This window comes from Vibrio tapetis subsp. tapetis (genome assembly GCF_900233005.1).
Classification (GTDB): Bacteria; Pseudomonadota; Gammaproteobacteria; order Enterobacterales; family Vibrionaceae; genus Vibrio; species Vibrio tapetis.
The window spans coordinates 691,804-706,207 of the sequence record NZ_LT960611.1; the positions used below are offsets into that span (position 1 = coordinate 691,804).

The window sequence follows — 14,404 nt, forward strand, 5'->3', positions numbered from 1 at the left end:
TTATGCAATTAGATCAGGGTAATCTCGGGCTGTTTTCATCCATTACCATCAAAGCAAAGTTATTATTTGTTACGGCGTTTTTATTAGCCTGCATGGGTATTTACGCGTTTTACGAAAACCATGCGCTTGAAGAGCTTAAAATGCTTCAGGTAGCCCAAGAACTTAACGGCAGTAGTGAAACTGCACTGTTGATGTTAAGACGAAATGAAAAAGATTTTCTAAGCAGGAACGACCCAAAATACGTATCAAAATTCAATACTAATCATAATAAGCTTATAGAACAGGTTACGGACTTGGAAGCCATTCTAAATCAATACCCAGAGCTCCTTGATACTGACTTTAATCTTATCCGCAGTACGTTAGATAGCTATAAAATCCAGTTTAATCGGTTAGCACAGCAAACTGAAAAAGTCGGATTTGACTTAAATGCGGGCTTACTTGGTGAACTAACCAACACCGAGTCTGAATTGACTCAATTGGTTGATGAGCAAAATAACGCCAATCTCTCATTGGGCTTGATGCAAGTAATCGATCTCCAGCATCGATTTTTGTTAGACCCCAATGCCGAACAAGTCGCCCTATTTCAATCTAAATGGAAAGCTTATCGTACTCAGTTGTTTCTAGCGCCGAAAGCCGTCAAAACGCTCTCAGATCGCTATCAAAGCACTTTAACCGACTTATATGATGCGATGGTCGTACGTGGGCTTGATCACCAGTCAGGCATGCGTGGAGAGCTTCGTAGTAATGTTCACCAAACTGAGAAAGCGTTTGATCAAATGCAGTTGGCGATTAGCAGTATGGTTTCCTCCATGCGGGTTAACGTCACCAATAATCTTAAACTGCTAGGAATCAGCATTGCTTCGGTTGTTTCATTGTGTTTAGTCACGCTCAGCTACAAAATTTCTGCCAGGCTACTCAACGTTAAAAAGATGATGCAAAACATTGCGGAAGGTAACGGCGACCTCACCGTTCGTATGAACGATCGTGGCGGAGACGAACTCGCTCAATTGAGCCAAGCCTTTGATGTATTTGTCGGCAAATTACAACTGAGTATTCAAGAGATAGCCAACGTAACAGAACAGTTATCGGGTGCGGCAGGGTCTTCTCAGTCAGCAGCAAAAGCCAGCTTAAACAATGCAGAGCAGCAACAGCTGGAGTCCACCTCCATCGCGACGGCCGTCAATCAACTTCTGATGACCACCAATGAGATAGCCTCTAATATTGAAAATGCCGCCCATACTGCGCATACCGTAAAAGTAGATGCCGAAGAAAGTATGCGTTTAACCAACATTGCCGGGGACAGCATTCAAGATCTCACCAATAACATTACCGACTCCCAAAAGCTGGTCAGAGCGTTGGAGCAACAAAGTACCGAGATTCATTCCGTTGTTTCGACCATACGTGAGATTACTGAACAAACTAACCTACTGGCACTGAATGCCGCGATTGAAGCCGCTCGAGCGGGGGAAAATGGCCGTGGTTTCGCCGTGGTCGCAGACGAAGTTCGTCAATTAGCGAAACGGACTAACGAATCGACCGTCGAGATCGAAGGAACCATTGACGGGCTAAGCCAGGGGGTCCAACAAACCGTCGGCCTGATGCAAAACAGTCTGTCTCGTGCGAGTAACACCAATCAACATACCATTGAAGCCGTTACCGCGATTCAACGTATTGTGACTGAAGTGAGTGCGATTTTTGACATGAACTCTCAGATTGCTACCGCATCAGAAGAGCAAGCGATGGTATCTGCCGATATCGATAGAAATATCACGCACATTGCAGAGCTGGCAACGGACACCAAAGAGTCTGTGTCCATTTCTGTTTCAAGTAGTGAAGACGTGAGTAGTGCGAGTAATCGGCTACTCAAAGTGGTGGAGCAATTTCGCTATGCTTAGGCGGTTTGATGGTGCTGATAACAACTCACGACAAACGGTCTGTTGTTGTTAAACCCAATGTTGCTATCCCTATCGTTCAAATAAAAACGCCCCTCTATTTAAACAGAGGGGCGTTTTCAATCTGAAATAGACCTAGGCTACAGTCTAACCAGTAACGTTGTTGATACGGCGTCAATAATTACGGGTTATTCAACACCACGGTTTTTCAAGAACTCAGCGTAGGTGCCTTTGAAGTCATGAATTTTGTTGTCTCTGATTTCAAGAACGCGCGTCGCCAAAGAGTCTACGAACTGACGGTCATGAGAAACGAAGAACAATGTGCCCTTATAGTTCTCTAGTGCCAAGTTTAACGATTCAATTGACTCCATATCCATGTGGTTCGTTGGTTCATCCATTAATAGGATATTCGGACGATGCATCATGATTTTACCAAGAAGCATACGACCTTGCTCACCACCAGAAAGGACTTTTACTGATTTTTTGATGTCGTCTTGAGAGAAAAGCATACGACCAAGGAAGCTACGAATAACTTGCTCATCTTCACCTTCACTACGCCATTGACCCATCCAGTCAAACAAGTTCATGTCTTCTTCAAACTCATGAGCATGATCTTGAGCGTAGTAACCCAGTGTTGAGTTCTCAGACCACTTAAACTCACCTGAACGTGGAGCTAATTGACCCATTAGTGTGTTAAGTAGCGTTGTTTTACCGACGCCATTATCACCGATGATCGCAACGCGCTCACCCACTTCAAAGATAGTGCTGTAGTCAGAGAACAGATCTTCTTCAAAGCCTTGAGTCAGGTTTTCAACCACTAGAGCATTACGGAATAGCTCTTTGTCTTGCTCAAAACGAATGAATGGGTTTTGACGACTAGACGCTTTCACTTCATCAAGCTGAATCTTATCGATTTGCTTAGCACGAGATGTCGCTTGCTTCGCTTTAGATGCGTTAGCAGAGAAACGAGATACGAAAGTTTGAAGTTCAGCGATTTGCGCTTTCTTCTTTGCGTTATCAGATAACAGACGCTCACGAGCTTGCGTTGCTGCCGTCATGTATTCATCGTAGTTGCCAGAGAATAGGCTAAGTTCGCCGTAATCCAAGTCAGCCATATGGGTACAAACACTGTTTAAGAAGTGACGGTCATGCGAGATGATGATCATAGTACAGTTACGTTGGTTCAGCGTTTGCTCCAACCAACGGATGGTATCCATGTCCAAGTTGTTCGTTGGTTCATCAAGCAGCATGATATGCGGTTCAGCAAATAATACTTGTGCCAGAAGAACACGCAATTTCCAACCTGGGGCGATTTCGCTCATCAAGCCAAAGTGTTGCTCTAATGGAATACCAACGGCCAGTAGTAATTCACCTGCGCGAGATTCCGCAGTGTAACCGTCCATTTCAGCAAATTCTGTTTCGAGATCGGCCACTTTCATGCCGTCTTCTTCGCTCATTTCAGCCAGCGAGTAAATGCGGTCACGCTCTTGCTTTACAGTCCACAGTTCTTTGTGACCCATAATAACGGTGTCGATAACACTGAACTCTTCGTATGCGAACTGATCTTGGCTCAGTTTTGCAACGCGTTCGTTAGGATCAGTACTTACGTTACCACCTGTAGGTTCTAGCTCTCCGCTCAAAATCTTCATGAATGTAGACTTACCACACCCATTAGCGCCGATCAGGCCATAGCGATTGCCTTCACCAAATTTGACTGAAATGTTTTCAAATAGTGGCTTAGCACCAAATTGTTGCGTGATATTTGCGGTTGAAATCAAAACCTATTACCTACAGTTAGCGTTAAAAAAACGGTGCAACCGTACTCGCGTTAGAGTATAGATGCAAGTAGATTCACCATTTTTCGTCAATATCCAGCTTATCAAATCTATTTATCAAGTTAGCCTACACAATGAGAGCCATTACCCTACTTCTAAGATATCGACATGATTGGCCTTGAGCGGTAAATAAATAGAAAAACGACTGCCTTTGCCCGACTCTGATTCAGCGGTAATTTCTCCACCATTTTGGCTCAAAATACTTTGGCTAACAGATAAGCCAAGCCCGGTACCATCGCGCTTCGTTGTATAGAAAGGATCAAATACACGTTTAAGGCGTTCAGGGGCGATGCCACACCCTTGATCGGTAACATGAACCACAACGCCAATCACGTCTCCATTTTCTAACCAGTCTTCACTGCTAAGGATGATCGACCCTTCGCTTTCCATTGCGTGTATCGCATTCATTTCTAGATTCACCAATATCTGCAATAACTGATGGCGGTTCATCTCTACAACGGCTTTGGCGTTTAACTCGGTGATAAACGTAATGTTACGTTTCTTACTACCTGTTTTCACTAAGGTAAGGCTTTCTTCGACGATCGGGTTGACATGTTGCCATGTGATTTCGTCTTGAATTCCACCTTGACGGCTATATTGCAATAAACTTCGGGTGATATTCCTGATACGGTCGATTTGGTTCAATATGGTCTGAATCTCATCTTCCACGCCGTCGGCGTTGTCTCCGAGCTCAAATTTGAGCAGTTCAACATTACCAAGAATAACCGCGGTTGGGTTGTTAATTTCATGGGCGATGCCTGCCGTCAATTCACCTAACGCCGCCAGTTTCTCGCTTACGACCAGTTTGTCTCTTGTCTGGTGCAGTAGCTTAATATGTAACTCTAACTGTTCAGTTTGGTGTTTCAGTTTAACTGTGCGACGCTCTACTTTCTCTTCTAATAGCTCCGAGGCCTGTTTTATTTCGCTATTACGCCTATCCAATAGATCGAGCATTTGATCAAACTGGCTCGCAAGGGACATCAATTCATGTTGAGAGTCTAATCCCAACTGGCCAATACGTTTGTGTCGCCCTGCCTGCACGGACTTGACCACATGGTGAATACGCTCAATTGGCTGAAATAAGTCTCGAGACCCGCGATAAACCATCATGCCAGAGATCAACAGCAAGGCTAAAATAGTAAGGCTAATTTCCCCGAGGTTAGTAATATAAACTTTGATAAGAGGCCAGATCAGATAACCGGTATACAACATACCAATGACCTCACCTTGTTGGTCGTGCAACGGCTGATAAGCAGTAACATACCAATCGTCGTATACGTACGCTCTGTCTATCCAGAGTTTTCCTTCCCCTATCACCGCATGCCTGACTTCAGCAGAAACTCGAGTTCCTATTGCTCGACCGACACTGTCTTCACTGTCTAACGGAACGTTGGTACTGATCCTTAGATCATCCAAAAAAAGAGTGACGGTTCCTTTGCTCGGTTGCAACATATTAGGCTTGGGATAAATCAGGTCTCTAATTTTATCCACCAGCGCAGTGCTGTTATTTAATAATAGTCCGCCTTCTAGGTAGCCCAGTAATTCACCTTCATTTGAGATAACAGGAAAAATACTTCGACTTAATAAGCCCCTTGATTCCAACCCTGTTCCATTTAATAACGGGACATGTGCCTGATTAGGTAATCTCGGATCGATTAGCCTTAGTATTTCTTTATCAACCACTTCGAAATACGTCTGTGGTACATAAACTGGCGACTCTTGGCTGCGTTGAGAGGTAGGAACCCAGCGAAGGAAGTCCAACTGATGTTTAACTTTTGTTTGTTCCATCCAGAGTTTAAACGAGTCCGACTCGGTTAACGAATGCTCGAGTTGCTGCCGAAAATAGTAATTCTGGCCAGTCGCTGCCACACTTTGTTCTTGTTTCTCTTGGAGGATCTCGATGCTGTTTTCTGCAACCGAGAGTTTTTCTTCAACATTAACCAGCGCATTTTGCCAAGAGTAATGCGTCGACCAATACAAAGTAATACCCACCAGTGCCAGTAGCGTTAAGATGATTGGAGCCGACGTGAGTAACAACAACCGATAGCGCACCATCGTGTGAAAACGAATCTGCCAAAGACGAAGACTACCAAAGACCCCAGTTTTATTGGTTGGCATACGACTCTTCACCTTCTTCCCACTCTTTGTACTTTCGTTCTAATGTTTTTCTTGCGACACCGAGTTGACGAGCAGCGGCAGATTTATTGCCATCATTGAAATCAACGACCTGCCGAATGTGTGATTTTTCAACATCTTTCAAGGTCCAAAGGTTTGGATAACCACTAATTTCATCGGTACGGTAATCTGGCATTGTCGGAAGCTCAGCACCTTGTGACAATGTCACTGTAACTCGGTTAGGTACAATATCAGGGGTGCCATTAAGCTCTCTCCAATAGTGAGCCGGTGGTTTACCCAGTAGGATGCAGCGCTCTATTAGGTTTTTAAGTTCGCGAACATTACCCGGCCACTCATAGTCATGTAACGCGATGACATCTTCATGAGCCCACATCGGCTCTGGCATTCCCAGTTCCTTCGACAAAATACGAGTAAAATAAGGCACGAGTTCAATAAGATCAGTTGTTCGCTCACGTAATGCTGGCACATCAATTTTGAGGACATTTAAACGATAATAGAGATCTTTTCTAAATTGACCTGCTTCGACTTGCTCTTTTAAGTTGCGGTTTGTTGCCGCCACGATACGAACATCAATACTTATCTCCTTCTCAGTCCCGACAGGCCTGATCGTTCGTTGTTCTAATACTCTTAACAACGAAGACTGCATAGCCAGTGGCATTTCACCAATCTCATCCAAAAACAGCGTCCCACCGTGCGCGACTCGAAATAACCCTTCCCGAGATTTTTTAGCACCAGTGAAGGCGCCCGACGTATGACCAAATAGTTCGCTTTCCAGTAATTCAGGCGCAATAGAACCGCAGTTAACGGGAACAAAAGGGCCTGAACGCTCACTTGCATGATGAATACCACGAGCAACAAGCTCTTTGCCAGTCCCCGACTCTCCTTCCACTAAAATGGAAGCTTTAGAAGGAGAAAATTGACTGATCAGCTGCTTTAACAAACGTGTTTTTTCTGAGCCGCCAATGATTTCACTGTTATTGTAGCGGTTTACATCATGCTGTAATGCGGTGTGCATTCGCTCGGCAAGTCGCTTATCCATACAGCGTTGCACTGACTGCAACATTTGCTCGAGATTGAAGGGTTTAAGGATAAAATCGGTCGCACCTAGTTTGAGTGCTTTTATCGCGGTTTCCAAATCGGCATAGCCTGTCATGAAGATGATATCGCAGCGTCTGTCAGGATCATTGAACGCTTCCGTCCATTCTATCCCAGAGCGTCCGGGTAAATTGATGTCCAGTACAATTAAATCATAATGATTTGCGCTTCTTAACTGCTCCGCCTGTTCAATGCTTCCGCAACAATCCACCTTTGAGAACCATTTTCCCAACGCTTTTTGTAAAATTGTTTGCATACCCTGTTCATCATCAACGACTAAGACTGAAAAAGCGCGATACTTAGCATGATTACTTAAACTAGAGCCAACGGAATGAGACATTGTAGAACCTTAATACAATGACTGGGACAGAGTGTACCAATCTGATTTGAAGACGACGGTAAGTATGTGCGACATTTTGTCCTAACTCAAATAATTAACTGATAAAAAACGGTAAATTTAAACGTAACGCACAATATTTTGTGGTTTTTTGCCCAATGAATGTTGGCATTAGGATTGCTAGTGATGTTGTAAGATTTTCATCAAAGAGAAATGGACACTGTATGAAATACACAATTTTACCGCTTATCGCTGCCGCAACGTTCTCATATTCTGCTCACGCAACAGAGCAACTGCCTCATATCCGATTAGCGACCACAACCAGCACTTACCATTCGGGGTTGCTTGATTACTTGTTACCTCAGTTTCAAAAGGACACCGGTTATCAAGTCGACGTCATTGCAGCGGGTACGGGCAAGTCTTTACGAATGGGCCAAAATGGCGATGTAGACTTGGTGATGACTCACGCACCGAAAGCAGAAGCTAAGTTCGTTGAACAAGGGTACGGCGTACTTGCACGAGCGTTGATGTATAATGATTTTGTCGTCGTGGGGCCTAAATCTGATCCAGCTAACATTGTGGGTGAAGCGGAGGTCACCAAAGCTTTCCAAGAAATCGTCGCAAACAATGCATATTTTGTTTCCCGTGGTGACGACTCTGGCACGCACAAAAAAGAGCTTAACTTATGGGCTCAATCAAAAGTGGAGCCCAATTTTGGTGGCTACCGCTCAGTAGGCCAAGGTATGGGACCAACATTAAACATGGCATCAGAGATGCAAGCTTATACCCTCACAGACAGAGGTACTTGGCTAGCATACCAATCTAAGGTTGATTTAACGGTCGCAGTTCAAGGAGATAAGCGCCTGTTTAATCCCTACCAAGTTATTTTGATAAATCCAAAACGCTACCCTGATATTAACTATCAAGGAGCCAAAATATTCAGTGATTGGCTCGTGAACGAAAAAGGTCAAACTTTGATAAATAGTTTTAAACTGCAAGGCAAACAACTGTTTGTCGCTAGCGCGGCGAAATAACAATGCAGTTGTGGCAAACGACACTCGATGCATTTCAATTGTTGATAAGTTTTGATAGTCAACTTTGGACCATTGTGGGCGTATCCTTTTCGGTTTCGGTCACCGCACTTCTGTTGGTATTAATACCCTCACTGATTTGCGCATTTGTCTTGGCGTATTGCCACTTTCCTGGCCGTTGGACGTTACTGTCTTTAATCAATACGCTGCAAGCGGTTCCGACTGTTGTGATAGGCCTATTGCTTTACATGATGTTATCTCGCTCCGGTCCATTAGGTGATTGGCAAATGCTCTTCACTCAAAAGGCCATGGTATTTGGCCAAATGCTGATTTGCTTTCCTATACTGGTCTCCATGATGCACGGCGCACTGCAAGCCAGTGATAAGCGAGCACTCGAAACATCTTTAACCTTGGGGGCGTCTATTCCCCATGTTATTACCACGTTATTGTGGGAAAATCGGTTTCCACTCATCGCTGCAACCATTGCCGGATTTTCTCGAATAATAACGGAAGTTGGCTGCTCGATGATGGTAGGAGGCAATATCATGGAAATGACCCGAAATATCCCGACAGCCATTGCGATGGAAAGTCAAAAAGGCGCTTTTGCTCAGGGGGTCGCTTTAGGCATGGTATTGCTGGCATTAGCCTTGATACTTAATTTTTCTTTGTCCTCGGTTCGAGGCAAAGGTTATCTGCGTACATAGGATATAGCCATATGACGATTCAGCTGTCGATTCAAAACCTATCTATGCGGTTTAAACAGCGTACGCTTTTTCACGTTACAGATTTAACGCTTGGTCCTAATGATGCCATCTACCTCAAAGGTGATAATGGCGTAGGCAAAACCACACTGTTAAAAATCATGTCCGGATTGTTAAATCCAACGACTGGAACCGTGAACTCAACCAAAACCCCTTGGTTAAAACGTCTTTTGGGTATTAAAACTCGTACCGATGTCATCTATTTGCATCAAACTCCCTATCTATTTGATGGCAGCGTTTATCAAAACGTCGCTTATGGGATAAAATACAGCGCGAAATCCAAATTGCAGAAACGCAATGATGTGATCACAGCGCTGCGAATGGTTGGTCTCGAAACACTAGCAAATGAACATATTTCATTGTTGTCTGGTGGAGAAAAACAGCGAGTTGCCATGGCGAGAGCTTGGGTGCTTTCCCCTGCTATCTTGTTGATGGACGAACCAAGTGCAAGCCTAGATCAAGAATCCATTTCACGCTTAGTCATTATGTGCCAAGACTTGATAAAGCGAGGATCAAGCCTCGTGATTACCAGTCATCAAACCAACGCTCTGACTGAGTTGTGTAAAAAGCAGTGGCTAATAGACGATCAGAGCATCGTAGAAAAGCCCTTGCTACAACTGATCCAAGAGAGTGACTATGCAATCTCCAACGCCAATTAGTTGGGTTATTCTAGCTGGTGGACAAGCCACCAGAATGGGTGGAAAAGACAAAGGTCTTGTTGAGCTTAACGGCACACCATTAATAGAATTGGTACAACGCAAACTACTTCCTCAAACCGACAGTATCGTTATCAACGCCAATCGCAATGTAGAGCAATATCAACAATACGCCCCCGTCATTGCGGACGAATTCAAAGGCTATCCCGGCCCTCTCGGCGGAATTCACGCGGGATTACTGCACGCTAATACCGATTGGGTTGGGTTCGTGCCTTGTGATAGCCCTTTAATCAGCAACGATCTGGTATCACAATTCAAACAAGCCATGACATCTGAGCTCGATATTTTGGTGGCTCATGATGGCGAGCATCTACAGCCTGTCTTTACCCTATTTCATAGGCGTGTTCTGCCAAAACTCGAGGCTTTTTTGGATAGAGGGGATCGTAAGATCATCCTTCTTTATGACGAATGTAAAACAAAGTACGTAGATTTTAGTCACGACAAGACCTCATTTATCAACTTGAATACTCCTCAAGAACTCGAACAATTTGGAACTTTACTATGAGCCTAACTCTTCCTATCGCGATACCCGTTCTTGGGTTTGCAGCATACAGCGGCACAGGTAAAACAACGCTACTTGAAGCCTTACTACCAATGCTGACAGATAAAGGTTTACGTCTTGGTGTACTAAAACATGCTCACCATGATTTTGACGTTGATAAGCCGGGTAAAGACAGCTATCGCTTACGTAAAGCAGGCGCGAGTCAAATGTTGATCGGTTCAAGAAATCGCCATGTTTTGATGACTGAAACGCCAGAAGCAGAAGCTGAATTTGAATACTTGTTAAGTCGCTTTGATTGCGAAAAGTTAGACCTCATTTTAGTCGAAGGCTGCAAAAACATCGCCTTTCCAAAAATCGAACTCAATCGAGAGACATTGGGTAAACCGTGGCTACATACTACAGACACTAACATCATTGCCGTCGCGTGCGATCAAGCCTTGAACATTGATTTACCTCTGCTCGATATTAACAACTTAAATGCCATCTCAGAATTTGTCATCGACTACTCTAAAGGCAAGAGCAAACGGTTAGATAACAGCTGTGAATCAAAGGCCAACAAAATAGAAAGTGCAGCATGTAAACCATCCGCCGCTTCTTCTTGTTGTGACATCCTGTCTCCTGCTTTTTTGTCAGTAGAGCAAGGTCAAACGGCGATTTTGGAACAAGTGGCAAGCTTAATTGAGGTTGAAGAGGCGTCTCTTGAAAACAGTTATGGCCGTGTCCTTGCTGATGATATAACGTCACCGATTCACGTACCGGCTTACACTAACTCCGCAATGGATGGTTACGCCATTCGCGGTGATGATGTCGACCGCCCACAATACCAACTGGTTGCTGAAGTCATGGCAGGCCAAAGCTATGATCAGGAACTGTTAGCAGGGCAAACCGTAAAAATCATGACCGGAGCCCCTACTCCAGAGGGCGCAGATACCGTTGTAATGCGAGAACAGTCAACACAAGACGGTGACATCGTCACGTTTTCATCTTCTGGCATCAAACCGGGACAAAACGTACGTCAAGCAGGCGAAGACTTAGCGAAAGGTCAGCCCGTGTTTAGCTCAGGTACTCGCATTGCATCCCCTGAAATGGGAATGATCGCCTCTTTGGGCTATAACCGCATTAACGTGACACGTAAAATCAAAGTCGCGATGTTCTCAACCGGTGATGAAGTTCAAGCTCCAGGAGAAACTCTAGAACCTAATCGTATCTATGATTCAAATCGATTCACGATCAAAGGTGTCCTGACTCAACTCGGCTGCGAAGTTATTGACTTAGGTATTCTTGAAGACGATCACCAAGTCATGGCCGATGCACTTCAAAAGGCATCTCACCTCGCTGATGTTGTTGTGACATCCGGTGGTGTATCTGTTGGCGATGCCGACTACATTAAAACGGTTCTAGAAGAGTTAGGACAAATTAACTTCTGGCGAATCAATATGCGTCCGGGCAGACCGTTAGCCTTTGGTAAGATTAATGACAAACCATTCTTCGGTTTACCAGGCAACCCTGTTGCTGTCATGGTGTCATTGATAAACTTTGTTGAGCCTGCACTACGTAAAATGCAAGGCGAGCAAAACTGGATGCCTGCAAAAGTCCAAGCAACAGCCAGTGAGAACCTACGCTCTCGCATGGGCCGAACCGAATTTAGCCGAGGCGTGTTTAGCTTCAACGCACAAGGTCGTATCGAAGTGAAAACAACAGGCAAGCAAGGTTCTGGCATTTTACGCTCAATGAGCGAAGCAAACTGTCTGATAGAAATCACGCCAGACGTTGATACCGTGAAACAAGGTGAGTTAGTGACTATCATTCCTTTACAAGGGCGAGTTTAACGCTTATCTCCCCCTTGCTATTGCTGCCCTCTTGTTACTCTGGTTTAACTAGGTTAGAGTGCAGCAAAATTTCCATAAACTGTTTTAGAGTACGATTTTTATGGCACGCACAATTCTTTATAGTTACAAAAACGAAGACAAAACGCTTATTTTCTCTTATGAGAAACATCGCAATATTCACGAAGCGGTGGCTGAAGAAGAAGGCATCGATATTAGCGATTACCTAAAGATGGAACAGCAAATCGAAGCTATCTCTAGCACCAAAGCCGTTCGTGACTACAGAGACAACCATTTCAGAAAGTTAGGCTTTGGCAAAATCACCCTAGCGAAAAAAGAAAACCTAGGTGTCGGTAAGAAAAAAGACGACTAAACAAAAAAGCCCCGCAGAGTCATTCTGCGGGGCTTTTTAATTTGTGTGAGGCAAATTTAAGTAAACAATTACTTAATATTTAAGAATGCAGCACCACGAACACCACCTGAATCACCGTGCTTCGCTTTGATGATCTTCGGTACTTTTGCGACAGACAGTAGATACTTAGGGATACGCTTAGGCAGCTCTTCATAAATAAGGTCATAATTTGAGAGGCCGCCACCTAAAGCAACAACATGTGGGTCAAGTTGAGTGAACAAGTTTGCAAAACAAATGGCTAGCAACTCCATGAAGCGCTCAACATGTTCTACTGCTTTTTCTTCACCTTCAGCTTGACGCTGAATGATGTCAATCGCTTTAAGCTTCTCACCGTAATAATGTGCATACAATAGTTCAAAGCCACGGCCAGACAAGTAGTTATCAATACAGCCTTTTTTATCGCAGCCACATTGTAGCAAAGGCGCGTTTTCACCTAGGTGAAACCAAGCGTCGATAGGCAAGCGAGCGTGACCTAATTCACCTGCAACATGGTTACGTCCTGAGAACACTTTACCATCAATGACGATACCGCCACCAAAGCCAGTACCCAAAATCAGTCCAAGTACTGATGGTTCGTCTGCCAGTTCTTCATCCCATGCTTCAGACAATGCAAAACAGTTGGCGTCATTATCGATGCGTACAGTTCGGCCAATTTTAGCCTCTAAATCAGTACGTAGCGGTTTGCCTTTTGCTGCAGGAACATTGGTGGTCAGTACGGTGCCGTCGTCGGCGTCTTCCATTCCCGGTATACCAATACCGATAGAACCTTCTGTCTTAAATTCTTGATCGTACTTCGCTACCATTGCAGCGAGAGTCTCTACCAATTTAGGGTAATCGTCTCCTGGTGTAGGAACACGCTCCGTCGCAACACGTTCTAGCTTTTCATTGAAAGCCCCGAACTCTATTTTCGTGCCGCCGACATCAAAGCCGTAATACATATTTCTCTCCTAGAATGTGTATCAATAGATAAAATATAACTGAATGCCATTATCCATAAATTGGCCCTACAATCCGTGACCCAGAGCTGATTAATAATGTGAGCTAGACCGACTGCTTATTACGTAAACGACATAATAATACGGTTTTGCACTTAACTCGTTATTTTTATGACAGTTTATGGAAACCATTTTCAATATAGGATGTTAAGCACGGCTTACTCAGATCCGGCTTAATTCGGGTCTTACTGAGCATGTAGCCTTCATTAAACACATCAAACCACCCCGCTAGTACCTCTGCGGCCTTTGGCTCTCCAGCCTCTCCAATGACAAGGCTTGCCACTTCTGCGGTTGCTAAATGATTTTCATTTTCGGACTTTCTCATGATGTATTGCGAGACAACTCTCGGATTTACTGAAAATACAGGTAAGTTCTCGAGGTAAGGTGACTTTCTGAACATCTTACGTGCTTCTCGCCAGCTACCATCCAAAAATATCAACAATGGCTTCTTAGAAGCATTAAACATTGTCGTTGATTGCTTAAATGACGTGACCAATCTATTTGTGTTTTCCACATACTCTTCTGGGAAGACAATAACGGGCTGGTATTGTTCATCCGCCAAGATAGCAAGCATGTCTTCATTTGGCTCGGTACGGCTCCATTCAAACCCATAGGTTTCTTTAACCACATCTGCTATCAGTCGGCCAGTATTGCTCGGCTTGAGAATTTCGTTGTCAGACATGATGATCATGGTAGCTAACCCACTTTCAACATCAGGCTGGTAGCCACAAGTGCAATGAGGCATAGCAATTTGGCAATAAGAGCAGCGTTTTACCTTTGCTCCCCGAGCATTAAAAGGTTTTGTCGATCTTTCCAATCTTGTTTGATAAAGCGTGTGTAATTGATGAATTCGCATATGATAATAG

12 protein-coding genes are annotated in these 14,404 nt (G+C 44.2%); 7 read left to right on the forward strand and 5 right to left on the reverse strand.

Annotation, left to right across the window (positions count from 1 at the left end; genetic code table 11):
• Window positions 1–2: 2 nt before the first annotated feature.
• Complete coding sequence (locus VTAP4600_RS03215; RefSeq protein WP_102521468.1) at window positions 3–1,895, forward strand: methyl-accepting chemotaxis protein; 1,893 nt, start codon at window positions 3–5, stop codon at window positions 1,893–1,895.
• Between the two features lie 185 nt (window positions 1,896–2,080).
• Here VTAP4600_RS03215 and VTAP4600_RS03220 read toward each other — a convergent pair whose 3' ends face one another.
• The 3 genes from VTAP4600_RS03220 to VTAP4600_RS03230 form a co-directional block, all read right to left on the reverse strand.
• On the reverse strand, window positions 2,081–3,670 hold the full coding sequence (locus VTAP4600_RS03220; RefSeq protein ID WP_102521469.1) for an ABC-F family ATPase: 1,590 nt from the start codon (window positions 3,668–3,670) through the stop codon (window positions 2,081–2,083).
• A 141-nt stretch (window positions 3,671–3,811) separates the two neighbouring features.
• On the reverse strand, window positions 3,812–5,845 hold the full coding sequence (locus VTAP4600_RS03225; RefSeq protein ID WP_102521470.1) for a sensor histidine kinase: 2,034 nt from the start codon (window positions 5,843–5,845) through the stop codon (window positions 3,812–3,814).
• Window positions 5,832–7,298, reverse strand: a complete 1,467-nt coding sequence (locus tag VTAP4600_RS03230; protein WP_102521471.1) for a sigma-54-dependent transcriptional regulator — start codon at window positions 7,296–7,298, stop codon at window positions 5,832–5,834. Before VTAP4600_RS03230 ends, VTAP4600_RS03225 begins: the two co-directional genes overlap by 14 nt.
• A gap of 221 nt (window positions 7,299–7,519) precedes the next feature.
• On the opposite strand from VTAP4600_RS03230, the gene VTAP4600_RS03235 reads away from it, so the two are divergent.
• The 6 genes from VTAP4600_RS03235 (at window position 7,520) to VTAP4600_RS03260 (ending at window position 12,504) form a co-directional block, all read left to right on the forward strand.
• Window positions 7,520–8,329: an ABC transporter substrate-binding protein gene (locus VTAP4600_RS03235; protein ID WP_102521472.1), complete on the forward strand. Its 810-nt coding sequence runs from the start codon at window positions 7,520–7,522 to the stop codon at window positions 8,327–8,329.
• Between the two features lie 2 nt (window positions 8,330–8,331).
• Complete coding sequence (locus tag VTAP4600_RS03240) at window positions 8,332–9,030, forward strand: ABC transporter permease (protein WP_102521473.1); 699 nt, start codon at window positions 8,332–8,334, stop codon at window positions 9,028–9,030.
• A gap of 11 nt (window positions 9,031–9,041) precedes the next feature.
• Window positions 9,042–9,746 carry an energy-coupling factor ABC transporter ATP-binding protein gene (locus VTAP4600_RS03245; RefSeq protein WP_102521474.1) on the forward strand — a complete coding sequence of 235 codons (705 nt, stop codon included), beginning with the start codon at window positions 9,042–9,044 and terminating at the stop codon, window positions 9,744–9,746.
• Entirely contained in the window at window positions 9,724–10,308 is a 585-nt protein-coding gene (mobA, locus tag VTAP4600_RS03250; protein ID WP_102521475.1) for a molybdenum cofactor guanylyltransferase MobA, read from the forward strand. Before VTAP4600_RS03245 ends, mobA begins: the two co-directional genes overlap by 23 nt.
• Window positions 10,305–12,134: a bifunctional molybdopterin-guanine dinucleotide biosynthesis adaptor protein MobB/molybdopterin molybdotransferase MoeA gene (locus VTAP4600_RS03255; RefSeq protein WP_102521476.1), complete on the forward strand. Its 1,830-nt coding sequence runs from the start codon at window positions 10,305–10,307 to the stop codon at window positions 12,132–12,134. Before mobA ends, VTAP4600_RS03255 begins: the two co-directional genes overlap by 4 nt.
• Window positions 12,135–12,234: 100 nt before the next feature.
• Window positions 12,235–12,504, forward strand: coding sequence for a DUF2960 family protein (locus VTAP4600_RS03260; RefSeq protein WP_102521477.1), 270 nt, complete (start codon window positions 12,235–12,237; stop codon window positions 12,502–12,504).
• Window positions 12,505–12,572: 68 nt separating this feature from the next.
• Here the strand turns inward: VTAP4600_RS03260 and nagK are convergent, their stop codons facing one another.
• Both nagK and VTAP4600_RS03270 read right to left on the reverse strand, forming a co-directional pair.
• On the reverse strand, window positions 12,573–13,481 hold the full coding sequence (gene nagK, locus VTAP4600_RS03265; RefSeq protein WP_102521478.1) for an N-acetylglucosamine kinase: 909 nt from the start codon (window positions 13,479–13,481) through the stop codon (window positions 12,573–12,575).
• 166 nt (window positions 13,482–13,647) lie between these two features.
• On the reverse strand, window positions 13,648–14,394 hold the full coding sequence (locus VTAP4600_RS03270) for a tRNA-uridine aminocarboxypropyltransferase (RefSeq protein ID WP_102521479.1): 747 nt from the start codon (window positions 14,392–14,394) through the stop codon (window positions 13,648–13,650).
• Window positions 14,395–14,404 lie beyond the last annotated feature (10 nt).

Bases quoted from the DNA above. Each gene is read 5' to 3' on its own strand.
- VTAP4600_RS03255 (WP_102521476.1), top strand. From the start codon at position 10,305: ATGAGCCTAACTCTTCCTATCGCGATACCCGTTCTTGGGTTTGCAGCA.
- VTAP4600_RS03225 (WP_102521470.1), bottom strand. From the start codon at position 5,845: ATGCCAACCAATAAAACTGGGGTCTTTGGTAGTCTTCGTCTTTGGCAG.
- nagK (WP_102521478.1), bottom strand. From the start codon at position 13,481: ATGTATTACGGCTTTGATGTCGGCGGCACGAAAATAGAGTTCGGGGCT.
- VTAP4600_RS03235 (WP_102521472.1), top strand. From the start codon at position 7,520: ATGAAATACACAATTTTACCGCTTATCGCTGCCGCAACGTTCTCATAT.
- VTAP4600_RS03240 (WP_102521473.1), top strand. From the start codon at position 8,332: ATGCAGTTGTGGCAAACGACACTCGATGCATTTCAATTGTTGATAAGT.
- VTAP4600_RS03245 (WP_102521474.1), top strand. From the start codon at position 9,042: ATGACGATTCAGCTGTCGATTCAAAACCTATCTATGCGGTTTAAACAG.
- VTAP4600_RS03270 (WP_102521479.1), bottom strand. From the start codon at position 14,394: ATGCGAATTCATCAATTACACACGCTTTATCAAACAAGATTGGAAAGA.
- VTAP4600_RS03230 (WP_102521471.1), bottom strand. From the start codon at position 7,298: ATGTCTCATTCCGTTGGCTCTAGTTTAAGTAATCATGCTAAGTATCGC.
- VTAP4600_RS03260 (WP_102521477.1), top strand. From the start codon at position 12,235: ATGGCACGCACAATTCTTTATAGTTACAAAAACGAAGACAAAACGCTT.
- VTAP4600_RS03215 (WP_102521468.1), top strand. From the start codon at position 3: ATGCAATTAGATCAGGGTAATCTCGGGCTGTTTTCATCCATTACCATC.
- mobA (WP_102521475.1), top strand. From the start codon at position 9,724: ATGCAATCTCCAACGCCAATTAGTTGGGTTATTCTAGCTGGTGGACAA.